The sequence below is a fragment of the Stenotrophomonas sp. genome (assembly GCF_032061965.1).
Taxonomy (GTDB): domain Bacteria; phylum Pseudomonadota; class Gammaproteobacteria; order Xanthomonadales; family Xanthomonadaceae; genus Stenotrophomonas.
Map to the genome: position 1 here is coordinate 38,700 of NZ_DAMBEF010000018.1, position 24,770 is coordinate 63,469.

22 protein-coding genes and 1 tRNA gene are annotated in these 24,770 nt (G+C 64.4%); 13 read left to right on the top strand and 10 right to left on the bottom strand.

Annotation, left to right across the window (positions count from 1 at the left end):
• Positions 1–78: 78 nt before the first annotated feature.
• Positions 79–2,217 (top strand): bifunctional 23S rRNA (guanine(2069)-N(7))-methyltransferase RlmK/23S rRNA (guanine(2445)-N(2))-methyltransferase RlmL, encoded by a 2,139-nt coding sequence (rlmKL, locus tag RT460_RS11270; protein ID WP_313319048.1) that lies wholly within the window; start codon positions 79–81, stop codon positions 2,215–2,217.
• A gap of 307 nt (positions 2,218–2,524) precedes the next feature.
• Here the strand turns inward: rlmKL and RT460_RS11275 are convergent, their stop codons facing one another.
• Genes RT460_RS11275 through RT460_RS11290 form a run of 4 tightly spaced genes read right to left on the bottom strand, consistent with a single transcriptional unit; the run spans position 2,525 to position 5,823 of the window.
• Complete coding sequence (locus tag RT460_RS11275; RefSeq protein WP_313319049.1) at positions 2,525–3,811, bottom strand: DUF445 family protein; 1,287 nt, start codon at positions 3,809–3,811, stop codon at positions 2,525–2,527.
• Between the two features lie 3 nt (positions 3,812–3,814).
• Positions 3,815–4,243 carry a hypothetical protein gene (locus RT460_RS11280; protein ID WP_313319050.1) on the bottom strand — a complete coding sequence of 143 codons (429 nt, stop codon included), beginning with the start codon at positions 4,241–4,243 and terminating at the stop codon, positions 3,815–3,817.
• The gene (locus RT460_RS11285; protein ID WP_313319051.1) at positions 4,240–4,884 is read right to left on the bottom strand and encodes a DUF5671 domain-containing protein; all 645 of its coding nucleotides are present in this window, start codon (positions 4,882–4,884) and stop codon (positions 4,240–4,242) included. Before RT460_RS11285 ends, RT460_RS11280 begins: the two co-directional genes overlap by 4 nt.
• A gap of 51 nt (positions 4,885–4,935) precedes the next feature.
• Entirely contained in the window at positions 4,936–5,823 is an 888-nt protein-coding gene (locus RT460_RS11290; protein WP_313319052.1) for a plasmid replication/partition related protein, read from the bottom strand.
• Between the two features lie 160 nt (positions 5,824–5,983).
• Here RT460_RS11290 and RT460_RS11295 point away from each other — a divergent pair, with 160 nt between their 5' ends.
• Both RT460_RS11295 and RT460_RS11300 read left to right on the top strand, forming a co-directional pair.
• The gene (locus RT460_RS11295) at positions 5,984–7,486 is read left to right on the top strand and encodes an aldehyde dehydrogenase (RefSeq protein ID WP_313319053.1); all 1,503 of its coding nucleotides are present in this window, start codon (positions 5,984–5,986) and stop codon (positions 7,484–7,486) included.
• A gap of 616 nt (positions 7,487–8,102) precedes the next feature.
• Positions 8,103–8,390: a putative quinol monooxygenase gene (locus tag RT460_RS11300; protein ID WP_313319054.1), complete on the top strand. Its 288-nt coding sequence runs from the start codon at positions 8,103–8,105 to the stop codon at positions 8,388–8,390.
• Between the two features lie 44 nt (positions 8,391–8,434).
• Here the strand turns inward: RT460_RS11300 and RT460_RS11305 are convergent, their stop codons facing one another.
• Entirely contained in the window at positions 8,435–8,869 is a 435-nt protein-coding gene (locus tag RT460_RS11305; RefSeq protein ID WP_313319055.1) for a PepSY domain-containing protein, read from the bottom strand.
• Positions 8,870–9,104: 235 nt separating this feature from the next.
• Here RT460_RS11305 and RT460_RS11310 point away from each other — a divergent pair, with 235 nt between their 5' ends.
• Positions 9,105–10,403 (top strand): MFS transporter, encoded by a 1,299-nt coding sequence (locus RT460_RS11310; RefSeq protein WP_313319056.1) that lies wholly within the window; start codon positions 9,105–9,107, stop codon positions 10,401–10,403.
• A gap of 204 nt (positions 10,404–10,607) precedes the next feature.
• On the opposite strand, the gene RT460_RS11315 is transcribed toward RT460_RS11310, so the two are convergent.
• The 3 genes from RT460_RS11315 to RT460_RS11325 all read right to left on the bottom strand — a co-directional run bounded on the left by RT460_RS11315 (position 10,608) and on the right by RT460_RS11325 (position 13,972).
• A complete protein-coding gene (locus tag RT460_RS11315) occupies positions 10,608–11,069 on the bottom strand; it encodes a bacteriohemerythrin (protein WP_313319057.1) in 462 nt (153 codons plus the stop codon).
• Positions 11,070–11,182: 113 nt separating this feature from the next.
• Positions 11,183–12,487, bottom strand: coding sequence for a diguanylate cyclase (locus RT460_RS11320; RefSeq protein ID WP_313319058.1), 1,305 nt, complete (start codon positions 12,485–12,487; stop codon positions 11,183–11,185).
• Between the two features lie 192 nt (positions 12,488–12,679).
• Positions 12,680–13,972: an FAD-binding oxidoreductase gene (locus RT460_RS11325; RefSeq protein ID WP_313319059.1), complete on the bottom strand. Its 1,293-nt coding sequence runs from the start codon at positions 13,970–13,972 to the stop codon at positions 12,680–12,682.
• A 169-nt stretch (positions 13,973–14,141) separates the two neighbouring features.
• Between RT460_RS11325 and RT460_RS11330 the strand changes: the two genes are divergently transcribed.
• The 3 genes from RT460_RS11330 (at position 14,142) to RT460_RS11340 (ending at position 17,623) form a co-directional block, all read left to right on the top strand.
• A complete protein-coding gene (locus tag RT460_RS11330) occupies positions 14,142–14,906 on the top strand; it encodes a gamma-glutamyl-gamma-aminobutyrate hydrolase family protein (protein WP_313319060.1) in 765 nt (254 codons plus the stop codon).
• Positions 14,903–16,291 (top strand): glutamine synthetase family protein, encoded by a 1,389-nt coding sequence (locus RT460_RS11335; protein ID WP_313319061.1) that lies wholly within the window; start codon positions 14,903–14,905, stop codon positions 16,289–16,291. The genes RT460_RS11330 and RT460_RS11335 overlap by 4 nt, the downstream gene beginning before the upstream one ends.
• Positions 16,292–16,498: 207 nt before the next feature.
• Positions 16,499–17,623, top strand: a complete 1,125-nt coding sequence (locus tag RT460_RS11340) for a polyamine ABC transporter substrate-binding protein (RefSeq protein ID WP_313319062.1) — start codon at positions 16,499–16,501, stop codon at positions 17,621–17,623.
• 117 nt (positions 17,624–17,740) lie between these two features.
• Here RT460_RS11340 and RT460_RS11345 read toward each other — a convergent pair whose 3' ends face one another.
• Together RT460_RS11345 and RT460_RS11350 are read right to left on the bottom strand one after the other, a co-directional pair.
• Positions 17,741–18,799 (bottom strand): 4Fe-4S dicluster domain-containing protein, encoded by a 1,059-nt coding sequence (locus RT460_RS11345; protein ID WP_313319063.1) that lies wholly within the window; start codon positions 18,797–18,799, stop codon positions 17,741–17,743.
• Positions 18,796–19,086: a hypothetical protein gene (locus RT460_RS11350; RefSeq protein ID WP_313319064.1), complete on the bottom strand. Its 291-nt coding sequence runs from the start codon at positions 19,084–19,086 to the stop codon at positions 18,796–18,798. Before RT460_RS11350 ends, RT460_RS11345 begins: the two co-directional genes overlap by 4 nt.
• 158 nt (positions 19,087–19,244) lie before the next feature.
• Between RT460_RS11350 and RT460_RS11355 the strand changes: the two genes are divergently transcribed.
• From RT460_RS11355 to RT460_RS11380, 6 genes are all read left to right on the top strand, one after another.
• Positions 19,245–19,649: a group III truncated hemoglobin gene (locus RT460_RS11355; RefSeq protein ID WP_313319065.1), complete on the top strand. Its 405-nt coding sequence runs from the start codon at positions 19,245–19,247 to the stop codon at positions 19,647–19,649.
• Positions 19,650–19,723: 74 nt separating this feature from the next.
• Positions 19,724–21,136: an oxygen-independent coproporphyrinogen III oxidase gene (gene hemN / locus RT460_RS11360; RefSeq protein WP_313319066.1), complete on the top strand. Its 1,413-nt coding sequence runs from the start codon at positions 19,724–19,726 to the stop codon at positions 21,134–21,136.
• 81 nt (positions 21,137–21,217) lie between these two features.
• Positions 21,218–21,304 (top strand) — tRNA-Leu (locus RT460_RS11365).
• 24 nt (positions 21,305–21,328) lie between these two features.
• The gene (locus RT460_RS11370) at positions 21,329–22,618 is read left to right on the top strand and encodes a nucleotide sugar dehydrogenase (protein WP_313319067.1); all 1,290 of its coding nucleotides are present in this window, start codon (positions 21,329–21,331) and stop codon (positions 22,616–22,618) included.
• A 31-nt stretch (positions 22,619–22,649) separates the two neighbouring features.
• On the top strand, positions 22,650–24,272 hold the full coding sequence (locus RT460_RS11375; protein WP_313319068.1) for an FMN-binding glutamate synthase family protein: 1,623 nt from the start codon (positions 22,650–22,652) through the stop codon (positions 24,270–24,272).
• Positions 24,273–24,275: 3 nt separating this feature from the next.
• Positions 24,276–24,755, top strand: coding sequence for a GNAT family N-acetyltransferase (locus RT460_RS11380; protein ID WP_313319069.1), 480 nt, complete (start codon positions 24,276–24,278; stop codon positions 24,753–24,755).
• Positions 24,756–24,770 lie beyond the last annotated feature (15 nt).

Below are 24,770 nucleotides of genomic sequence, written 5' to 3' on the forward strand. Positions count from 1 at the left end.
GGGGCCGGCCACCGCGCCCGCCTGCCGTGCCTGCCCGCCGGGCGCGCCTGACTCCCTTTCTGAAAGTTGATGCCACCCGTGAATTTCTTTGTTTCCTGTGCCAAGGGCCTCGAATACCTGCTCGCCGACGAACTGCTGGCGATGGGCCTGCCACGGGCCACGGCCACCATTTCCGGTGTCAACGCCGAAGGTGAACTGCGCGACGCGCAGCGGGTGGTGCTGTGGTCGCGCTTGGCCAGTCGCGTGCTGTGGCCACTGCATGAGTTCGACTGCCCGGACGAAAACTCGCTGTACCAGGGCGTGGCGGCAATGCCGTGGGACCAGCACATCAGCCCGGAGCTGACCTTGTCGGTAGACGCGCACGTGTCCGGCACCGCCATTACCCATGCGCGCTTTGCCGCGCAGCGGGTCAAGGATGGCGTGGTCGATAGCCTGCGCGACCAGGGCCTTGAGCGGCCGTCGGTGAATGTCGAGTTCCCGGACGTGCGCATCAACCTGTCGCTGCGCAAGGGCAGGGCCACGATCTCGATCGACCTGGGCGGTGGCCCGATGCACCGCCGTGGCTGGCGCATGGCGCAGAACGATGCGCCGCTGAAGGAAAACCTGGCCGCAGCCGTGCTGCTGCGCGCCAATTGGCCGAAGATCCATGCCGAAGGCGGCGGTCTGCTCGACCCGATGTGCGGCAGCGGCACCTTGCTGATCGAAGGCGCCTTGATGGCCGCCGACGTCGCACCGGGGCTGCAGCGCCATGGCAGCATCCCGCCCAGCCGTTGGCGCGGTTTTGACCAGGCGCAATGGAAGGAATTGACGGCTGAAGCGCGTGAGCGCGAGCAGGTTGGCCGCGCTGCGTTGAAGCAGGTCATTCACGGCAGTGACATCGACCCGCAGGCAATCCGCGCAGCCAAGGAAAATGCCGAAGTTGCCGGCGTCAGCGAGGCCATCTGGTTCGGCGTGCGTGACGTGGCCGATGTGCAGGTACCGCCGCAGGAAACCGGCTGCGTGGTCTGCAACCCGCCGTATGACGAGCGTCTGGCGGCCGATACCGTGTTGTACCGCCGTATCGGCGATGCGCTCAAGCGCGCCGTGCCGACCTGGCGTGCAAGCCTGCTGTGCGGCAGTGCCGACCTGGCCTTCGCCACCGGCCTGCGCGCGGCCAAGAAGTACCAGATGTTCAACGGTGCCATCGAATGCGCACTGATCGTCTGCGACCCGATTGCCGTGCCGGAGCGCGAGAACGCCGGCCAGCCGCGTGAGCTCAGCGAAGGCGCGCAGATGGTGGCCAACCGCCTGCGCAAGAACCTCAAGAAATTCAAGAACTGGCTGAACCGCGAAGGCATCACCTGCTTCCGCGCCTATGACGCTGACCTGCCGGAATATGCCGCAGCCATCGACGTTTACCGTGAGGACGGCGGCAAGGCCCGCACCTTCCTGCATGTGCAGGAATATGCGGCGCCGGCCACCATTCCCGACGTGGACGTGCGTCGCCGCCGCAACGAGCTGCTGGCGGCTGCGCGCGAAGTGTTCCAGGTGCCGGCCGAGCAGGTTGCGCTGAAGTCGCGCGAGCGTGGCAAGGGTGGCAGCAAGTACGGCCGCTTCGAGCAGCGTGGCGAGTTCATCCTGGTGCGCGAAAACGATGCGCTGCTGCGGGTCAATCTGTTTGATTACCTGGACACCGGCCTGTTCCTCGACCACCGCCCGTTGCGTACGCACATGGCACAGGAATCGCGCGGCAAGCGTTTCCTCAACCTGTTCTGCTACACCGGCGTGGCCAGTGTGGAAGCAGCGGTAGCCGGTGCCAGCTCGACCACCAGCGTCGACCTGTCCGGTACCTACCTGCAGTGGTGCGCCGACAACCTTGCGCTCAATGGCAAGGGGGGCAGCCAGCACACCTTGGTGCAGGCCGATGCGGTGACCTGGTTGGAAGCGGAGAAGAACCGTTACGACGTGATCTTCTGCGATCCGCCGACCTTCTCCAATTCGGCGCGCGCTGAAGACTTCGATATCCAGCGCGAGCATGTTCGCCTGCTGCGTGCGGCGATGGCGCGGTTGACCTCGGATGGCGTGTTGTATTTCTCCAACAACTTCCGTCGCTTCAAGTTGGAAGAGAACGCCATCGCCGAGTTCGCCATCTGCCGTGAAATCTCCGCGCAGACCATTGGCCCGGATTTCGAGCGTAACGCCCGCATCCACCGCGCCTGGGAACTGCGCCGGGTTTAAGCCGCGTGCTGCACCTGTAGTGCCGAGCCATGCTCGGCATGGGCTTTCCCGGTAATGCCCCAGCCGAGCATGGCTCGGCTCTACAAGGGAGCGCCGCGTGCGGCCGGCGATGCCGGGTTACGTCGCCCCCACTGTTCGGGGGACGGGTAGTGCCGAGCCATGCTCGGCAGGGGCGTTCCAGATAATGGTTCACCTGTAGTGCCGAGCCATGCTCGGCATGGGCTTTCCCGGTAAGGCCCCAGCCGAGCATGGCTCGGCTCTACAGTTACGTTGCTTGCGGCCGGCGATCCGCGCCCGGTGGTGCTGATCAGAACTTCAGCCAGCCGGTGAGCGCATGCAGCAGCAGGCCGATCAGGCCACCCACCAGGGTGCCGTTGAAACGAATGTATTGCAGGTCGCGGCCCACGCTCAGTTCCAGTTGCTCGACCAGCTTCTTCTCGTCCCAGCCCTTCACGGTCTGCGCGATGTGGCTGGTGACGCCGCTGCGCAGGCGGTTGGTGAGCTTTTCCGCGCCGGCCAGCATGTGCTGGTTGAGCGCGTCACGCAGGGCGGGGTCGTTGCCGATGGTGGTGCCCAGCTTGCCCAGGCTGCGTTCCAGGTGGCCGGCCAGCACGGAGTCCTCGCTGGAAAGGTCGGTACGCAGGTAATCGTGGATGCGCTGCCAAAGCCCCTGCACGTAATCCTGTACCGCCGGATGGTCGATGACCTTCTGCTTGAGCGCGTCAACCTTGGCTGCCAGCGCCGGATCTTCGCGCAGGCGTCGCATGTAATCGGCCAGCCATGCCGCGTAGTCCTGCCGCAACGGATGTTCGGGCTGTGAAAGGATGGCTTGCAGCTCCTCCAACCCTGCACGCGCCAAACGATCGGCCAGTGAGTCGCCGATCTCGTCGATGGGTTTGACCCAGTCCACGGTGCTGGCCAGCTTCGGCCATTCCTTGCGGATATAGCGCACGATCAGCGCCGAGGCCTGTTGCCGCACCTTGTCGTTGTCCAGCCAATGGGCGATGCGGGTAAGGCCTTCGTCCAGCACGCGCTGATGGCGGTTGTCGGCAGTCAGCAGGCCGAGTAACTCGCCCGCGGTAGCGGCCGCATTCCATTGCCGCAGCTGGGCGACAACGAAGCCCTGGATGGAGCGGCGCACAGCCGCTTCGTCCAGCAGATCCAATGCCTGTACCGCCCAACCACGCGCCATGCTGGCCAGCATTTTTGCCTGCGCCGGTTGTGCCAGCCATTCACCCAGGCGAGTGGCTGGATCGAAGACTTTCAGTTTGGCCAGCAGTGTTTCGGGTTCCAGGAAGTGGTCGCGCACGAACACCGCCAGGCTGTCGGCAATGCGCGCCTTGTTGCGCGGGATGATGGCCGTGTGCGGGATCGGCAGGTTCAAGGGGCGGCGGAACAAGGCCACCACCGCAAACCAGTCAGCCAGCGCGCCCACGGTCGCTGCTTCGCAGAACGCACCCACCCACGCCCAGATGCCACGTTCGCCGTTGATGTGGCTGACGATGAAGCCCGCCAGCATCGCCAGCAGCATCGCCAGCGCGTAAAGCTTGAGGCGGCGCAACTGTGCGCGGCGGGGGTCGTCCTGAGGACTCACGGTTTAGTTACTGTCCTTTGCTTCCACGCTGCGGCGGAAGCAATGCTTGCCGGCGGGGTGCGCCCACGCATTTATCACCTGTGGCGAGCGCCCGTTGGCACTGTCGGTGTCGAATTGCGCACACAGCTCGTAATGGGTGGCATCCAGCGGCCGATAGCTGTAGTCCGGGCCACCGCTTGGGTCGGTGGTCGATACCGACATGCCGGGCTGTGCTTTGAGGGTGGCGAGATCGGCAGGCAGGGCATCGTGTTCCCCCCAATATGTGCGGGCGGCCATTTCCAAGGCCTGCAGCTCGGAAAGCCGCGCGCCGTCCAAGCGTTTGAGGCGCTGCTGTGTGGGCGAGTCGATGATCCATACGCCGGCAGCGATGGCAGCCGCGGTAACAAGGCCCGCAGCCCAAAGTACGCGGGTGCCCCAGGCGGTTCGGCTCATGCGTCACGCTCCTCTTGGCGCAGGTCCCACAGGTAATAGCCGAATACGGTGCCGGCGATGGCGCCGACCACCACAACCTTCAGCACGAAGCGCAGGCTCAGGTCGCCGCCCAGCAGGTTGAACACCAGTGCGGTCAGGTCGCCGATCAGGATGATGGCGGCGACAAACAGGGTGAGGTAGGTCAGCCAGCGCCGAACCGGGGAAAGACGCTTTATCGGGTTGCGATCCACATCGCGGCTGACCCGGCGGGCAACGAAGGCAAACACCGGGAAGGCGATGACCAGCGCGGAGATTGCCCAGCGGATGCCGCCGTCCAGTCGTAGCCGCTGCCAATCGGCGTCGGCGGCATCGGGCAGCACGTATTCGATCAACTGGAACAGCAGGCTGCCCAGGTTCCATGCGTAGAAATACAAGGTGCTGAACAGCACCAGATAGGCAAAGGCTTCGCGCGCCGACAACGAGGCGCGGGGGCGCGGCACCGGCAGCGGGAAATCCACGTCGGCCCAGCCATCGAGCACGCCGCCGATCTGCTGCTCGCTCCAGCCGGCCGCCAGCAAGGCGCCGCTGACCTGCTGGCGCGTATGCCCGCGCATCAAGGCGTCGCGGACAAAACTCTCAAGTTCCGGGGAGGCCGAGGCCATCGCATGCTCCTTGCAGGGATGACCGCAGCCTAGGGGGCCGGCTCAGGTCAATCAAGCCTCGGCCGTTTCATCGGCCTGCGCGGCCAGCATGCGCGCACGCAATGCGTCCAGCTCCATGCGCAGGGCCTGGTTCTCGGCGGTGAGCGAGGCCACGCGCTGGCGCAGTGCCTGGATTTCCGGATTGACGGGGGCGTCCGTGGTGTCGTCCAGGCCGTCGGCCTCCGCCATGCTCAGCGGCTGCGCGTCATCGCCTTCTTCATGCGTAGGCTTGGGCTTGCGCTTGGCATCGCGCACGCGCTTGGCGGCCTGCTTCAATTCATCCTTGCCACCGCGTGCTGCTGCGCGCTGCTCGTCCTCGGGCAGGCTGGCGACGGTGGCTGCGGCGCTGAGCGAGATCGCACCAACGCGCATCGCCTCGATCACCTCGGCGGTGGCGTGGTCGTGGATTTTCTCGATCATCGTCACCTGGCTTGGGCTGAGCTTGGCTTCGCGGGCCAGGTCGGCCTTGGACAGCTTCGGTGCCGGTTCCCACGGCGGGCTGTCGGCGTCTGCAGGGGTGCCAGGTGCGGCTTCACCTTCGCTCTCGCGGCGCAGCTGTTCCTGCTCGCTGCGGCGGCGGGTTTCCAGGATGTCGCGCTTGCGCAGGGCCAGCACCCCGCGCTGGTAGTCCGACACGCTGCGCCGGCCCAGGTGCTGCTCGATCATCCACAGATGCACGTCATCCATCGACTTGAAGCGGGTGTTCTGCACCGTGTTGAAGGGGATGCCGTGCTTGGAGCAGATGCCGTAGCGGTTGTGGCCGTCGATCAGAACATCGCCCCACAGCACCAACGCGTCACGGCAGCCCTCGGCCAGCAGACTGCGCTCCAGCGCGTCGTGCTCGTCCTGCGTGAGCGGGTCGATGTAAGCCTTCAGTTCTTCGTTGACGATGATGTCCATTGCGCTGCCGGTTGAAACGTTGGGCCGGCATTGTGAAGCCCGGGGCGGTCAGCGCCAACCCTTGCAATTGCGCCGGATTACGTGTCCACACGGCCGCGCTACCGCACGCGGCGTACCATGAACGCGTTGACGCTTATTCATTCGTTACCGGGACATGACCATGAACAGCCCCCATATCCGTGAGCAATGGCAGACCCTGGCCGATGGCTTGTCATTGCGCAGACGCGCGTTCATCAACGGCCAGTACGTGGATGCCGCCTCCGGCGCGACCTTCGACTGCATCAGCCCAATCGATGGACGCGTATTGGGCCAGATCGCCGCGTGCGGCCAGGTCGATGTTGATCACGCAGTGGCGGCGGCCCGGCGCAGTTTCAACGCTGGGCATTGGTCCGGGCTGAAACCGGGCAAGCGCAAGCAGGTGCTGTTGAGGCTGGCGGCCTTGGTGGAAGCCCATGCCGATGAGCTGGCCGTGCTGGAGACGCTGGACATGGGCAAGCCGGTAGTCGAAGCGCGCGGCGTGGACATTGCCGGGGTGGTCCGCTGCATCCAGTGGACCGCCGAAGCCGTGGACAAACTGTACGGCGAGGTCGCGCCCACCGGCGCCAACGAACTGGGCTTGATCACCCGTGAGCCGCTGGGAGTTGTTGCGGCGATCGTGCCATGGAATTTCCCATTGCTGATGGCGGCATGGAAGATCGCTCCGGCGTTGGCGGCGGGCAACTCGGTGCTGCTCAAACCCTCGGAAAAATCGCCGTTGAGCGCGCTGCGGTTTGCGGAGCTGGTGGCGGAGGCGGGCATTCCCGATGGCGTATTCAATGTACTGCCGGGCGATGGCAAGGGCACGGGTGAGCCGCTGGCCCTGCATATGGATGTGGACGGGCTGGTCTTCACCGGCTCAACCGCGGTGGGCAAGCGTCTTTTGCAATGCGCTGGCCTGTCGAACATGAAGCGAGCCTACATGGAATGCGGTGGCAAGAGCCCGAACATCGTGTTCGCCGACGCGCATGACCTGGATAAGGCCGCGGCTGCAGCGGCCTCGGGGATCTTCTACAACCAGGGCGAGGTATGTACGGCCGCGTCGCGGCTATTGGTGGAACGTTCGATCAAGGATGAATTTGTCGCGCGGGTCATAGCGCACGGCAAGCAGATGCAACCGGCGCATCCTTTCGAACCCAGGGCGGCGATGGGTGCCATGGTCGACGAGGCGCAGACCGCCCGGGTGCTGGGTTTCATCGAAGAAGGTAGCGCCGAAGGAGCGCGGCTGCTGCTGGGAGGCAAGCGCGCGCAGGTCGTGGACGGTGGTTGTTACATCGAACCTACCGTGTTCGACGAGGTGAGTCCGCAGCATCGCATTGCGCGGGAGGAGATTTTCGGACCGGTGCTGTCAGTGATTGCATTCGACGGTGAAGCGCAGGCCTTGCAGTTGGCCAATGACACTGAGTATGGGCTGGCAGCTGGCGTATGGACGCGAGATGTGTCACGCGCGCATCGCGTTGCACGTGGTCTGCGGGCAGGCAGCGTGTGGGTCAACTACTGGGATGGCGGCGACATGACGGCGCCGTTCGGCGGCTACAAGCAGTCCGGCAATGGCCGCGACAAGTCGCTGCACGCCTTCGACAAGTACACCGAGATGAAGGCAACCTGGATAAATCTCGAAGGCTGATGCTGCGTTCCATTCGCGCAGCGCAACCGCGTCGCCCCCTCCCTTTCGCGTAGCGAAGGGGAGCGTTGGGGAGGGGTTGGTGTTGAGCTTTGGCTCTGGCATTTGAAGCTTCACCAGCAACAGCAACGCTACCCCCTCCCAACCTCCCCCTTGGCTACGCCAAAGGGGAGGGGCAAAGCGTCGCCCCCTCCCTTTCGCGTAGCGAAGGGGAGGGCTGGGGAGGGGTTGGTGTTGAGCTTTGGCTCTGGCATTTGAAGCTTCACCAGCAACAGCAACGCTACCCCCTCCCAACCTCCCCCTTGGCTACGCCAAAGGGGAGGGGCAAAGCGTCGCCCCCTCCCTTTCGCGTAGCGAAGGGGAGGGCTGGGGAGGGGTTGGTGTTGAGATTTGGCTCTGGCATTTGAAGCTACACCGGCAACAGCAACGCTACCCCCTCCCAACCTCCCCCTTGGCTACGCGAAAGGGAAGGGGCCAAGCGTCGCGCCCTCCCTTTCGCGTAGCGAAAGAGAAGGGTGGGGAGGCGCTTGGAACATTGGGTGCTGAAGGATCGCCTTGCCAGCGGCCGCAACCGCGGCCAAGGTTGTCCCCCCGCTTATTGCCCATTCTTCAGGTCGACATGCTGAAAGTCATCGCCCAGGATTTCATCAAGCCCGAGCATATCGCCGAGGTCTTGCCGCTGTATCGCGAGCTGGTGGAGGAAACCCGGCGCGAGCCCGCTTGCATTGCCTACGACTTGTTCATCGACCAGAAGGACCCCGGGCATTTCATCTTCATCGAGCAATGGCCCGACCGCGCGGCATTGGACGCGCACTGTGCCAGCGCACATTTCCAACGGCTGGTGCCGATGATCGATCGGTATCAGCGCCAGGCGGGGACTTACCTGCTGATGGATGCGTTCGCCTGATCATCTGGCAGTGGCGGTGCCGTACTGGCACCGCCACGCCCCCGTCAGTCCTTCTCCTGCGCCACCACGGCACCGGTGGCGGGATCCAGGTGAATCTCCACCTTCTCGCCGTTGGCGGTTGTGCCCTTGGCCTTCCACATGCCGTCGTCCAGTTTGACGTCGTTGACACCGGTATAGCCGGCACTGGATAGCTGCGCACGGATATCGGCCTCGCTCAGTTGCGAAACGGCCTTGTCCGGATAGACGGTGCCGGTGCGCGGGTCGAGTTTCACGTCCACGCGCTTTCCGTCGGCGCTGGTCGCATCGGCTTCCCACATCCCGTCATCGAACTTGACGTCCTTCACGTCGGTGTAGCCCTGCGCTTCCAGCTGCGCACGGATCTGCGGTGCGGTGAGTGCATCCTGCGCCTGGGCGGCGCTGGCACCGGCAAGTGCGAGGGCAGTGGCAAGCGCCGCGCTCTGCAACAGTCGATTGGTCATCGGTGTACTCCTATGGGTGTCTGCGATTGCACGCAGCACGAACCCTAACGACCTCAGGCTGTACCGTGCAGTGAACCCTGCCACCTTGCGGTCGACAGGGAGGGCTGCGATTAATGCATGTGCAGGCTTTCTTAAGATGGCGTGCACGGGATGTGGACGGTGTCCGCTGCAACCAAATGCGGGGCGCCGTCCGGAGCCATGGCAGACTGCGGTCTTCACCTCTCCTGTCTTGCCCATGTCCACCGTTGCCACGCCCGTCCCGCTGAACTCTCCACGCCGCGTGCTGGCGGCCAGCCTGGTCGGTACGACCATCGAATTCTTTGATTTCTACATCTACGCAACCGCTGCGGTATTGGTGTTTCCCAAGCTGTTCTTCCCGGAGAGCAGTTCCAACGCGGCCATGTTGCAGTCGCTGGCGACGTTTGCCGTGGCCTTCATCGCACGCCCCGTCGGTTCGGCGGTATTCGGCCACTACGGGGACCGCATCGGGCGCAAGGCGACGCTGGTCGCTGCGTTGCTGACCATGGGTTTGTCGACGGTGGCGATCGGCCTGCTGCCGACGTATCACGACATCGGGGTGCTGGCGCCGATGCTGCTGGCGCTGTGCCGATTCGGGCAGGGGTTGGGACTGGGCGGCGAATGGGGCGGCGCGGTGTTGCTGGCCACCGAGAACGCCCCCCCGGGCAAGCGTGCGTGGTACGGCATGTTCCCGCAGTTGGGTGCGCCCTTGGGCTTTCTGTTGTCGGCGAGCACTTTCCTGGTGCTCGGTCGCGTGCTCGACGATGCGGATTTCCTCGCCTGGGGCTGGCGGGTACCGTTCATTGCCAGTGCGCTGCTGGTGATCGTTGGGCTGTGGGTGCGCTTAAACATCCGCGAGACCCCGGATTTCCAGAAGGCACTGGACCAGGGCCAGCGTGTGCGCCTACCCATGCGTGACGTGCTGGTGGGCCACGGTTTTGCGGTGGTGGTGGGTACGTTGGCGGCGTTCGCCACCTTCGTGCTGTTTTACCTGATGACGGTGTTCACCCTGGGCTACGGGACGTCCGCCCTGGGGTATGTGCGGGAAGATTTCCTGCTGATGCAGATGGTCGGCATCCTGTTTTTCGCCGCCGGCATCCCGCTGGCGGCGCTGTACGGCGACCGGCGCGGCACGGTCAAGGCGATGTTGTGGGCGACGGTGGGTATCGGTGTGTTCGGGCTGCTGTTCCAGCCCCTGTTCCAGGCCGGGCATCCGTTGCAGGTGTTGTTGTTCCTGTCCCTGGGCCTGTTCCTGATGGGTCTGACCTACGGCCCGTGCGGCACCATGCTGGCCAGACTTTATCCAGTGCAGGTGCGCTACACGGGTGCATCCTTGTCGTTCAACCTGGCCGGCATTCTCGGCGCGGCACCTGCGCCGTATGCGGCGACCTGGTTGGCCGGGAAATTCGGGATTGCTGCGGTAGGCGGCTATCTGTGTGTCACCGCGCTGGTGACAGGACTGGCGCTGCTGGCCATCGGACGGAAGCAGCGGATGCTGGCTCACCGAAGTCACTGAGCGTGTTGAACCTGCAGACGGGTTCATTTCGGCGCCGATGTACTGGCGGCCTGCGCCATTGGCCGCGCCCAGCAGTGCGACTGTCCGGCTGATGGCTTCAGGCCATCAGCGGCGGTTCGGCCTGGGTGGCTGGAGGCAGGACCGGCACGGGCGCTTGCACTTAAGGGGGAGGGCGCACGCCGTGCCGATCCTGCGCATGAGGTATCAGCGGAATAGACGCTTGAGCGTGCGGCCAAGCCAGCTGCCTTCCTGATGATCCTTGGCAAACTGGTTGAGATGGCGCTTCACCTGCTCGGCGTAAGCCTTGTCATCACCGCGGATATGGTTGAACAACCAGCGCGACAACATGTTGCGCAGTTCATCGGTGACATCCTCGCCAGCCTGGAAGCGCATGCGGTACTCGGAGACGCGCTTGCCAAATACCTCGTGCACGCGCTTGTGCGCAGCGCAGAAGGGGTAGCCGGCTTCTTCCATCAGCTCCTCCTCGAAGGCGAAGTGCGACATGGTGTAGTCCACCAGTTCGTCGATCACTTCGGCCACGGCCACGCGCTCCAGGTTCTTCTGGGCCACATGGAGGTTGTTGAGCATCTCCACGATGCGCATGTGCTGGTGGTCGATGACCTCCACGCCCGTATTGAGATCGTCCTGCCAAACCAGTAGTGCCACAACGCTTCCCCTCTCAAGGTCTGGCTGCACTGTAGGCAGTAGCGGGAAATGTCGCGTTGATCTGGATCAATGGCCTTGGGACAAGGGCATGTTGGCGCCGCTGACGGCGCGATTCAGTGCAGTTGCACGCTGCAGACGCGGTTTCGGCCGGCGGCCTTGGCCAGATACAGCTGGCGATCGGCTTCGGTGATCAGCCGGTGCAGGCCGTCCGCACGCAGCGGCATGCGGCAGACGCCAATGCTGACGGTCATGCGCAGGGTGCGGTCACCGAACTGCAGTTGCGAGGTGGCGATGGCCTCGCGCAAACGCTCGAAATGACGCGTGCTCTGCGCATCGCTCATACCACCGACCAGCAGGCAGAATTCTTCGCCGCCGAAACGGGCACTGATGTCCCGGCCCGTCGTATGCGCCTGCAGCACCCCCGCCACCGCACGGATAGCCTGGTCGCCGGCTTCGTGGCCCAGGCTGTCGTTGATATGTTTGAAGTGATCGATGTCCACCATCGCCACCGATACCTCGCCGTCGCCAGCGCTGGCCAACTGTCGCTGGCTCTGCTCCAGGAAACTGCGGCGGTTGGGCAGGCCGGTGAGGAAGTCGCGGGTGGCCAGGTCCTGCAGGGTGCCGATCAATTCCAGCTGGTCTACGTTCTGCGAAACCCGGCAGAAGAATTCCTCGCGCGAGAACGGCTTGCGCAGGAAGTCGTTGGCGCCGTTCTTCAGGAAGCGCGGGATCAGCGAAGGATCGGAGTTGCCGGAGATGCCGATCACCGCGACCTTGTCGCGTGCCCGCAGGGAACGCAGCCGGCGGGTCAGCTCCACGCCTTCCATGCCTGGCATTTCCTGGTCGACGATGACCAATCGTATCGCGGGGTCGGCCTCTATCGCGCGCAATGCAGATGCGCCATCGGTCGCTTCGGTCACCTGGTAGCCATACATTGACAGCAGCGCGGCCGCATAGGCCCGCGCCGACAGTGAGTCGTCCACCACCAGCGCGGCGATGCGGCGGTTGCGGTCCATGCGCTGCACCAGCCAGACCAGATAGTCGATGCTGCCCGGCGTGTTCTTCAGTACGTAGTCGATGATCTGCTGCTGCAGCACGCGCTTGCGCAGGTCTTCGTCGTAGACGCCGCTGACCACGATGGTGGGCAGGCCGCGGTCGAGGAAATAGGCCACCACCTGGTCGCGGTCGCCATCGGCAAGCACCAGGCCAGTCAGTACCAGGAACCAGCCTTCCTCAAGCTCCAGCAGCTCGCCCGCCTCGGCAAGGGTGGAGGCGACGCTCACCGGCAGTTCCAGGCGCTGCTCGATGGCTTCGCGCAGCATCGTGGTGAACGTGCGCGAGTTCTCCACCAGCAGGATGCGTTGCGGCAGGGGGGCGATGGGCCGGCTGTCAAAGCCGGTGTGGGGCGGCGCGGGCATGGGCGGAACGTCCGGGGATCTCAGGACGGGGTAGCGGCCGCTGGCGCAAGAACTTGAGGTGAGGCGGGGATTGGGGATTCGGGATTGGGGATTCGGGATTCGGGATTCGGGATTCGGGATTGGCAAGCACCGGCCGAGGACTCGTGGTGACCCGCGCTCTTCATCCCCAATCCCGAATCCCCAATCCCCGCCTCACCACAACAAATCGCGCAGCTTGTACCAGGACATGGCCGCCACCAGCAGTGGCATGCGCAGCGCCTTGCCGCCGGGGAACACGCCATGCGGGATGCGCTCGAACACGTCCAGGCGCTGCGCCTGGCCGGCAATGGCGGCGGCGATTACTTCGCCGGCCAGGCCGGTGCTGGCAACGCCATGGCCGGAGAACCCCTGCGCGAAGTACACATTCGGGGTCAGCCGACCCCAGTGCGGGGCGCGGTTGCGGGTGATGTCGATGTAGCCGCCCCACACGTATTCCATTTCGATGTCGGCCAGCTGCGGGAAAACCTTGCGCATGCGCCGGGTCATGCTGGCGCGCAGGCCGGGCGGGGGCAACGCTGAATAATTGGCCTGGCCGCCAAACAGCAGGCGGTGGTCGCGGCTGAGCCGGAAGTAGTCCAGTGCCCAGTTCACATCGGCTACCGCCATGTCGTTGCCGATCAAGGCCTTCGCGCGCTCGGCGCCCAATGGCTGGGTGGCGCCGATATAGGTGCCGACCGGCATCATCCGGGTTTCCAGTTCCGGCGCGATGTCCTGTAGGCAGGCATTGCCGGCCAGTATCACGAAATCGGCGTCGACCCGGCCCTGCGCGGTGATCAGCGCCGGCTGCGGCCCGCGCTTCAGGCGGGTGACCGGTGAGTGCTCATGCACGGTGACGCCGGCAGCCTCTGCCGCCTGCGCCAGGCCTTGCGCGTAGGCCAGCGGGTGCAGATGGCCGCTGGCCGCGTCATACATGGCACCGAGATAGCGCTCGCTGGCAAGCTGCTGTTGCAGGCGTGAGCGGTCCCACCATTCCAGCGGATAGTCGTAACGCTGCGCCATGTGCTCGATGTCGGCGCGCAGGGCGCGTTCCTGACGCGCGTGGATGGGCACGCTGGCGTGGCCGTCGCGCCAGTCGCAATCGATGCGGTGACGGGCGATGCGCTGCTTGAGCATGTGCATGCCATCACGCGAGAAGTCGAACAGCAGCCGGGCATCGGCATCACCTACCAGGCTTTCCAGCGTGCCCTGTTCGCAGCCATAACCAACGATGGCCTGCCCACCGTTGCGACCGGAAGCGCCCCAGCCGATGCGTTCGGCCTCCAGTACGGTGACCTTGTAGCCTTTCTCGGCCAGCGCCAGGGCAGCAGTCAGGCCGGTGTAGCCGGCGCCCAGCACGGCCACATCGGCACGCACCGACCCGCGCAGCGGTGCGCGCGGGGGCAGTTCGGGTTGGCTGGCGGCATACCAGCTCGGGGGGTAAACGGATGCAGCGGCGTCCACAGGCACAGTGCCGTATCAGGGGGCGGGAAGTGTAACGATCCGGACGTATGCGGCGTGCGCAGGCCCGTGGCGTACCTGCGTATTGTGCCGCCCAGCAGTTGAATGCCAGATGCCATGCGGTTGCCTAAAGCGGCGGGCAGGGGTAGCGTGCCTGCACGTCTCATGAGCTTCACCCATGGCCAGCCTGCCGCTGGTCGGCCTGCCCACCGACAGCAAGCCGATTGGTTCCCATCCCTTCCTTGTTGTCGGCGAGAAGTACGTGCGGGCCGTTGTTGACGGTGCGCAGGCCATGCCGCTGGTGCTGCCGTTGCTGCAGCCGCCGTTGCCAGCCGGGGATTGGTTGGCAACGCTGGATGGTCTGTTGCTGACCGGTGCGACCAGCAATATCGAGCCGCACCGTTATCAGGGCGGTGACAGTTGGCCGGGTAATCCGCACGATCCGGCGCGTGATGCCAATGTGCTGGGGTTGATCCCGCAGGCGGTGGCACTGGGCATGCCCATCCTGGCGATCTGCCGCGGTTTCCAGGAGGTCAATGTTGCCTTTGGTGGCAGCCTGCACCCCAAGGTGCATGAAGTACCTGGCCTGGCAGACCATCGCGAGGATCCCGATGCGCCGCTGGATGTGCAATACGGGCCGGCGCATATGTTGCAATTGCGCGCCGGTGGCCTGCTGGCAGGCATTGCCGGTCGCGGCGAGGTGATGGTCAACTCGGTGCATGGTCAGGGCGTTGCGCGCCTTGGCACCGGCTTGCAGGTTGAAGCCGTGGCCCCGGATGGCCTGGTCGAGGCATTCACTGCGCCTGGCCCATCCTTCCTGCTTGGCGTGCAGTTCCACCCGGAGTGGCGGGTTACGGAGAATCCGTTCTATCTGGGCATTTTCAAAGCCTTCGGCGAGGCCTGTCGCCGCTATCGGTTACACAAACAAGTTGGTTCCCCATGACTTCGCGCCCCCGCAACCGCAAGACCGCCGCCGCCGTACAGGAAGAAAGCTCGCTGCTGCGCTGGCTCAAGGAGCGGCATATCACCGAGGTGGAATGCCTGGTGCCGGACATCACCGGCAATGCGCGCGGCAAGATCATCCCGGCAGACAAGTTCTCGCATGACTACGGCACGCGTCTGCCCGAGGGCATTTTCGCCACCACGGTGACCGGCGATTTCCCGGATGACTACTACGAACTGACATCGCCGGCCGACGCGGACATGATCCTGCGCCCGGACCCGGACACCGTACGCATGGTGCCGTGGGCGGCCGACCCGACCGCGCAGATCATCCACGACTGCTACACCAAAAGTGGACAACCGCATGAACTGGCGCCGCGCAATGTGTTGCGGCGGGTGTTGTCGGCCTATGCAGAGCTGGGCCTGAAGCCGGTGGTGGCGCCGGAGGTCGAGTTCTTCCTGGTGCAGAAGAACACCGATCCCGACTTCCCGCTGCTGCCGCCCGCTGGCCGCTCCGGTCGCCCGGAAACGGCGCGCCAGTCCTACTCGATCGACGCGGTCAACGAGTTCGATCCGATCCTCGACCTGATGTACGACTACTGCGATGCGATGAAACTGGACGTGGACACCCTGATCCATGAATCCGGCGCCGCCCAGCTTGAGGTCAACTTCACCCACGACGATGCAATGTCGCTGGCCGATCAGGTATTCCTGTTCAAGCGCACCATGCGCGAGGCGGCCTTGCGCCACGGCATCTACGCCACCTTCCTGGCCAAGCCGATGGAAACCGAGCCTGGCAGCGCGATGCATATCCACCAGAGCCTGGTGCGGATGTCCGATGGCCGCAATGTGTTTGCCGGGGCCAGCGAGGGCGAGTACAGCGAGACCTTCGACAACTACCTGGCCGGGCTGCAGAAATATGTACCGGCAGCGATGGGTTTCTTTGCCCCGAACGTGAATTCCTACCGCCGGCTGGTGTTCGGAGAAGTCTCGCCCAGCAACGTGGAGTGGGGTTTCGACAACCGCACCTGCGGCCTGCGGGTGCCGATGGACAGCCTGGAAAACAATCGCGTGGAAAGCCGCTTTGCCGGTTCCGACGCCAACCCGTACCTGGCCATGGCTGCAACCCTGGCCTGCGGCCTGCTCGGCATCCGCGAGAAGCTGCGCCCGACCACGCCGATCACCGGCAACGCCAAGGAACTGGGCTACGAGCTGCCGCGCTCACTGGGTGAGTCGCTTGATGGCCTGGAAGTATGTGAAGCGCTTCAGGAACTGCTGGGGCGCCGTTTCTGTCGCGCCTACATCTCGGTCAAGCGCAAGGAATACGAGACCTTCTTCCGCGTGATCAGCTCTTGGGAGCGCGAGTTCCTGCTGCTGAACGTCTGAGGGGCTTGTCTCCCTCCCTTTTGCGCAGCAAAGGGGAGGGTTGGGGAGGGGTTGGCTCTGCTGCGGCCTTTCGGGCATGGCGAACTCCGCGGCTCGCTCCCCCCCGGCGGCCGCCTTCTACACACGAAGGCACTACAGATGGGACAATAGCCCACCTCCCGGCTTGGCCGGTCCCCCATACCGCTCCCGGATCACACTGGAGAACCCATGAATCTGCGCATTCTCACCGTTGGTGTTGCCATTTCCCTGCTTGCTGCCTGCGGCGGCAAGGACGAGGGCGCCAAGCCCGCCGAAGGCGGCGAGGCCAAGGTCCTCAATGTCTACAACTACTCGGACTACATTGCCGAGGACACCATCCCGAACTTCGAGAAGACGACCGGCATCAAGGTCACCTATGACGTGTTCGACAGCGACGAGATGGTGGAGACCAAATTGCTGACCGGCGACAGCGGCTACGACATCGTGGTGCCGACGTTGAACTTCTTCGGCCGCCAGATCCAGGCCGGCGTGTTCCTGCCGCTGGACAAGAGCAAGATCCCGAACCTGGCCAACCTCGATCCGGCGGTGATGCAGCGCATTGCCGGCCAGGACCCGGAAAACAAGTTCGGCGTGCCGTACATGATGGGCAGCACCGGCATCGGCTACAACGTGGCCAAGCTGAAGGAACGTTTCGGTGGCAGCGCTGATATCGCCAACAGCTGGGACCTGGTGTTCAAGCCGGAAAACATCGCCAAGATGAAGGACTGCGGTGTCACCCTGCTGGATACGCCGGCCGACATGATCCCGGTGGCCCTGCATTACCTGGGCGAAGACCCGCACAGCGCGGACCCGGCGGTCATCCAGAAAGCGGCTGACCTGCTGAAGTCGATCCGTCCGTACGTGCAGAACTTCCACTCCTCGCAGTACGTGGGTTCGCTGGCCAACGGCAGCACCTGCCTGGTGGTGGGCTGGTCGGGCGACGTGATCCAGGCCCGCGACCGCGCCGAAGAAGCCAAGAATGGCGTGGAAGTTGCCTATTCGATCCCGAAGGAAGGCGCGCCGCAGTGGTTCGACATGCTGGCCATCCCCAAGGATGCCAAGCACCCGCAGAACGCCTACGCCTTCATCAACTACCTGCTGGAACCGCAGGTGGCGGCCAACAACACCAACGTGACCCACTACGCCAACCCGGTGAAGTCGGCGACCTCGCTGGTTGACCCGGCCATCCGCGACGACAAGACCATCTACCCGGCCGATGACGTGGCCGCCAAGATGTTCACCTACGCGATCAACACGCCGGAGACGGACAAGCTGTATACCCGCCTGTGGACCGAGATCAAGACCGGTCGCTGAGTCGTACCCCAGCCTGATGCCACGCCCGCAAGGGCGTGAGCGCAACTGGAAGTGCAGGCCTCCCTGTATTGCAGGGAGGCCTTCCTGTTTCTGCTGCGTCACGCTGCCTGGCGGGCCTCAGCCCAGCTGCAGCAGCCCATGAAGTGCCATTGCCAGCGCACCCACGCAGACGGCGGCGAACAACCATGGCTTGCCGCGCAGGCGGCGTGGGGCCTCCGGTGTTGTCGCCACGCAGCTGCGGTGGACCAGGCCGGCGGGATAGCCGCGCTGCGCCATTACCGTGTCGCAGGCGTCCATGCAGGCGCCGCACTCGATGCAGCTGCTGGAACGGCCATTGCGGATGTCCAGGCCGATTGGGCAGGCACCCACGCAGGCGTGGCAGTCAACGCAGTCGCCCAGGTGGGCGGGGGCAAACAGGGGCAGGGCCCCGGCGATGTCCGGGTGGGCCGAGCGGAACACGTAGTCGCTGGCAGTCACCGGATCGAGCAGGCCGCGTGAACGCTGCAGCACGCTCTGATCAGCCAGTGCGCGCGCGCCACGCGGTTCGCCGCGCGAAGCCTCGTACTGGACCGAGGGCGTACCTGCATCGCTGAGCAGTTGCTGCAGGCGGCTGTAAGGGCAGAGATAGCTGCAGACCTGTTCATGCAGGTAGATCACGTTTGCCCACGTGGCCAAGGCATAGAAGGCTATCCAGAAGTACTCCCAAGGCCCCAGCGAAAGGGACAGGAAGCCGCTGGCGAGCTCGCCGATGGGCGAGAAATATCCGACAAAGGTGATGCCCGTCCAAACCGCGATCACGGCCCATAGCAGTTGTCGCAGCAACGAACCCAACGGCCGGATCGGTTTGGGAAAGCGGGTCAGCCGATCCAGGGCCCGGAACAATCGTGTCAGCACCGTCTGCGGGCAGGCATAGGCGCACCACAGCCGGCCTCGCAACACCGTTACAAAGGCGAGCCCGGATGCGGCGGCCAACGCCAGCCACAACAGCGGGGCAGCCTGGCTGGAATACAGGTGCAGGCCAAACAGATGCAGCTGGCGTGTGTCGAGGTCGACCAGCAGGGCCGGTGCGTCACCGACGCGTAGCCAAGGCAGCCCGTAGAACGCCGCAAGCAACAGGAGTGCAACCAGTTGGCGCACCACCGTGCGCCGCAGGCGGGTAGCGGTAGCCTGGTTCATTCGAATGCTTCGTCGCTGTCTTCTGCGCGCGGGTGCAACAGCAGGCTGGTGAATGCACTGGCCGAACCGGTGGCCAGCCAAAGCAGCAGGAAGCCGACGCTATAGCCCAGCTCACGGCTGATCGAGTAGGAGGGAAAGCTGATACGGGCCAATGCCAGCGGATCGACGATGCTGAAGAACACGGCGGCCGCGACCCCAGCGGCGAAAAAGCTGGGCCAGAGCACGGCGCCGACGCGCTGGATCAGCGGGCGCGGGCGGCCTGTGGCTGGGGTGTCGGTTGGGTTCATCACGGGTTCCGGGGTGGAGCTGGGCAGGGGGCTAAAATGCGTTGCAAACCACACGGGGCGGCCAGTCGATGGCTACCCAGCGTGCGAGGCTAGGGGCAGTGCCCGGATTCGTCCTTGATCCTGATCAAGGGCACCCATTGGCGTGGAGGATGGTGGTGATGATCAGTGTTGACGGCCCCAGGCCCGGGCCGACGATATGCAGCGAGGCCGACGTCGAGCGCCTGGTCCGCAGCTTCTATGCCAAGGTGCGGGCCGATGCGTTGCTGGGACCGATCTTCGAGGCGCGGGTGCACGATTGGGAACAGCACATCCTGCACCTGGTCGATTTCTGGTCGGCCATGTTGCGTGGCACCCGCCGCTTTGCCGGCGCGCCGATGCCCAAGCACCTGGCTTTGCCGGGTTTGGAGTGGCGCTTGTTCGAACGGTGGTTGGCGCTGTTTGCTGCTACCACCAGCGAAATGGACAACCCCGAGATGAAGTTGCTGGCCGACGAGGCAGCGCAGCGCGTGGCTGCGGCGATCTGGGGCCGGTACAGCAATCGCCGCTTCCCCCTGTTTGGCTGAGCAGCGCCAGCAGATTCGTTTGGGATTGATCTGGCTCAAGGCGCGTGGGGCGCGGCCGCGGCAAGCTACCGCCCATGGACACGACTCCCGTTTTGCTGAACCCCCTGGGTTGGACCTTCGACGCTGACCTGCTGCGCCGGCACGACCGGCCGGGGCCGCGTTACACGTCCTATCCCACTGCGCCGCACTTCCACGACGGCTATGGCCCGGCTGACTTCCGTAGCGCGGTGGACCGCAGCAACGCGGCTGGCCGGCCCTTGTCGCTGTATGTACACGTGCCGTACTGCACCAGTCCCTGCTTCTATTGCGGGTGCAACCGGGTGATCAGCCGCGACCGCAGCAAGGGGGAGCGCTACGTGGACCAGGTGCTGGTCGAGGCGGGACGGGTGGCCCCCTTGTTCGACGCGGGTCGCGAGGTGATCCAGCTGCACCTGGGCGGTGGCACCCCCAATTTTCTGGAACCACAACAGCTGCGGCGGCTGATCGAGGGCCTGGCAAGCCGGTTCCGCTTCAGTGAACGGGCCGAACGCGACTTCTCGATCGAGTTGGATCCGCGGTCGGTGAGTGTCGCCGATATCGGGCTGTTGGCCGAGCTTGGTTTCAACCGCGCCAGCCTAGGTGTGCAGGATTTCGACCCGGAGGTGCAGCAGGCGATCAATCGCGTGCAGGGCGTGGACGAGACCATGGCCATCATCCAGGCCTGTCGCGACAACGGCATGCGCTCGGTCAACGTCGATCTGATCTACGGGCTGCCGCGGCAGACATTGGCCGGCTTCGGCCGCACGCTGGACACGGTGATGGCGGTGCGCCCGGATCGATTGGCGATCTACGGATATGCGCACCTGCCGCATATGTTCAAGGCACAGCGGCAGATCCATGATGCCGATCTTCCCGACCCGGAACAGAAGCTGGCCCTGCTGGGGCTGGCGGTGGAGCGCCTGTCCGCCGCCGGTTACCAGTACATCGGCATGGACCATTTCGCGCTGCCCGATGAAGACCTGTCGCAGGCGCAGCGTGCCGGGAGCCTGCATCGCAATTTCATGGGTTACACCACCCATGCCGACAGCGATCTGCTGGGGCTGGGGGTCAGTGCCATCAGCCGCATCGACAACAGCTACAGCCAGAATCCGCGCGACCTGAAGGAATGGGAGGCGCGCATTGCAGCAGAGGAACTGCCGGTGTGGCGTGGTCTGGAGCTGGATGCGGACGACCTGCTGCGCGCCGAACTCATCCAGCAGCTGATGTGCCATGGCCGGGTGGATGGCCGTGCGCTCGCACAGCGTCATGCGGTGGATTTTGATACCTATTTCGCCGAGGAGCTGCAATCACTGCAGGGCCTGCAGCAGGATGGACTGGCCAGCTATCGTGACGGTGTGGTCGCCGCCACCCGGCAAGGCAGGCCGTTGCTGCGCCTGATCGCGATGTGCTTCGACCGCTACCTGAAGGCAGCCCAGCAGCCTGCCCGTTACTCGCGCGCCATCGGTTGAACACGTCGCCGCGCCTGGGGTTGCCGATCTGATGGACACCGTAATTCACAATTGCGGCGTGATCAGGCACGCTATGCGGATGCCCGGGTGGCGAAACTGGTATACGCAAGGGACTTAAAATCCCTCAGCCGCAAGGCTATGCGGGTTCGACCCCCGCCCCGGGCACCAGTTCGCAGACTTCCAAGGGACGGCATGAGTGCCCAGATAACCGCCGCGGCGCAGCCGCAGATCGCCATCATCGGGCTGGGCTACGTGGGTCTGCCGTTGGCCGTCGAATTCGGCAAAACCCTGGATGTGCTGGGGTACGACATCGATGCGGCGCGGGTTGCCGAGTTGCAGGCCGGCCACGATCACACTCTGGAATTGGACGACGTTGAGTTGGCCGCGGCGCTGCATGCGCGCTACAGCGCGGATGCGTCCGCCTTGGCTGAACGCAATGTATTCATCGTCACGGTGCCAACGCCGATCGATGCCTTCGAGCAACCGGACCTTGCGCCGTTACGCGGCGCCAGCGCGCTGATTGCACGGGTGCTCAAGCCCGGTGACCTGGTCATCTACGAATCGACGGTTTATCCCGGGACCACTGAGGAAGTCTGCGTGCCGCTGCTGGAGCAGGGCTCGGGCTTGCGTTTCAATGTTGATTTCTATTGTGGCTATAGCCCGGAACGCATCAATCCGGGGGATCGCCAAAGGCGCTTGCCTGACATCCGCAAAATCACCTCCGGCTCCACGCCGGAGGCCGCGCAGGTGGTGGACGCGCTGTATCAGCGAATCATCACCGCCGGTACCTGGCCAGCATCTTCGCTGCGCGTGGCTGAGGCGGCGAAGGTAGTCGAGAATATCCAGCGAGATGTCAACATCGCACTCGTCAATGAGCTTGCACTGATTTTTGACAGGTTGGGGATCGACACCCTGGACGTACTGGAAGCGGCAGGCACCAAGTGGAACTTCCTGCCGTTCCGTCCCGGCATGGTGGGGGGGCACTGCATCGGTGTGGATCCTTACTACCTGCTGCACAAGTCCGAGAGCGTTGGCTATCACCCGGATCTGATCCATACCGCTCGGCAGGTGAATAATCGCGTGGTCGCACACGTGGTCACACGCGTGCGCGGTTTGTTGGAAAGCAAGGGCAAAGCGTTGCAGGGCGCGCGCGTTCTGGTGCTTGGCGTGACCTTCAAAGAGGATTGCCCGGACCTGCGGAACAGCCGCGGGTTGGATCTGGTACAGATGCTGGCCGCTGCCGGTGCCCGGGTGGACGCGTACGACCCTTGGGCTGATCCACGCGGCGCACATGACATGGGTGGTGTAGAGCTTGTGAAGGTTCCTCTTGAAGGGGCCTACGATGCGGTGGTGCTGGCCGTGGCGCACCAGCAGTTCCGGGAACTGGGTGAAGCGCAGATACGCGCGCTCGGTGTGCCGGACATGGTGGTCTATGACGTGAAGTCGGCCTGGCCAAGGCACGTGGTCGACGACCGGTTGTAGAATCCCTCATCCGTGTAGGTCGAGGGCGGTAATGCATCGTTATCTGGTTTATGTGCTGGCGCTTATCCTGCTGCCAGTTTCGCTGGCATTGGCTACCCATTGGCCGGCCTGGTACTGGGGCGTCGGGCTGTTTGGCTTGATGGCCTTGCTGGGCACCTGGGATGTTCTGCAGCGTCGCAGCGTGTTGCGCCGCAACTATCCGGTGCTTGCGCACTTCCGTTATGGCTTCGAGTCGATCGGCCCGGAAATCCGCCAGTACTTCGTGCAGAGCGACCTGGAGGACGTGCCGTTCTCGCGCCAGCAGCGCCAGCTGATCTACCAGCGTTCCCGCAACGAGATGGATGTTGTTCCGTTCGGCACGCTGCGCAGCGCGTACGCGGTGGACTACGAATGGATCAATCATTCGCTGGCCCCCACCACCATCGCCCACCATGATTTCCGCGTGGTGATCGGCGCCGAATGTGCGAAACCCTATTCGGCCAGCGTCTTCAATATTTCGGCGATGAGTTTCGGCTCGTTGTCGGCCAATGCCATCCGCGCCTTGAACAAGGGTGCGAAGCTGGGCGGTTTCTGCCATGACACCGGCGAAGGGTCGATTTCGCCCTATCACCGGGAAAACGGTGGTGACCTGGTGTGGGAGATCGGTTCGGGCTATTTCGGTTGCCGCGATGAGAACGGCCGTTTCAGCGAAGAGCGCTTCGTCGAGAACGCCAATACCGATCAGGTCAAGATGATCGAGATCAAGCTGTCGCAGGGCGCCAAGCCGGGCCATGGCGGCGTGCTGCCGGCGGCCAAGGTCAGCGCTGAAATCGCGGCCACGCGGGGCGTGCCGATGGGGGTGGACTGCGTGTCGCCGTCCAAGCATTCGGCGTTCTCCACGCCGATTGAGCTGCTGCAGTTCGTCGCACGATTGCGCGAGTTGTCGGGTGGCAAGCCGGTCGGCTTCAAACTGGCCATCGGTCATCCCTGGGAGTGGTTCGGTATTGCCAAGGCCATGCAGGAAACCGGGCTGCTGCCGGATTACATCGTGGTCGATGGCGCCGAAGGCGGTACCGGCGCGGCGCCGGCGGAGTTCATCGACCATGTTGGCGTGCCGATGAACGAGGCGTTGATCCTGGTGCACAACACCTTGGTGGGCCTGGGTCTGCGCGATCGCATCCGGCTGGGTGCGGCCGGCAAGGTCACCACCGCGTTCGATATTGCCCGCACCATCGCCTTGGGTGCGGACTGGTGCAATGCCGGGCGTGGCTACATGTTCGCGCTGGGCTGCATCCAGTCGCTGAGCTGCCACAACGACAAATGCCCGACCGGCATCGCCACGCAGGACCCGAGCCGCTGGCGTCATCTTGAGCCGGTGGACAAGGCCCAGCGCGTGTTCAATTACCACGAGAACACCATGCGCGCGCTGCGCGACCTGCTGGGCGCAGCAGGTTTGCATGATCCGTCGGAGCTGGGCCCGGAACACATCCTGCGCCGCGTATCGCCGGTGGAGATCCGTTCGCTGGCCAGTCTGTACCGCTACCTGGCCCCGGGTGAACTGTTGAAGAAGGTCCCCGAGCACACCGTGTTCCGTGAATACTGGGCCGAGGCACGCAGTGATTCGTTCACGCCACCGGCGCGCGTAGCAGCGCTGCGCACCAGCAAGATGTGCTGAGCCATGCGGTGTCGCGCCGGCACCGTTGCGGACATTCCGGCGCTGTGGACACTGCGCACGCGTTGCGTGCGCGAAACCTGCTCTACGCATTATCCGCCCGACGTGATCGCGCGTTGGGCGGCGTCACCAGTGCCGGTGCAGTTCCAGCCGTTGGTGGAGGCGGGGGGCTGCGTGGTGGCCGAGGATGCAGCGGGAGCGCTATTGGGCTATGGCGTGATCGATCTGGCCGGTAACGAGGTGGATGCGCTGTTTGTCGACCCTGACAGGTCGGGGCAGGGGATAGGCAGGATAGTGCTGGAGCGGCTGGAAGCCTTGTCGGATCCACAGCGGGACCTGCGCTTGTCGGTATCGTTGAATGCAGTGTCGTTCTATCTGCGCGCCGGTTTCAGCGCTGATGGCGAGGCACGTTACCCGCATCCCAGCGGTATCGCATTGGCCTGCATGCAGATGCACAGGCGGGGCCGCAGTCAACGCGGCGATTGAACCGGCAAACCTGGC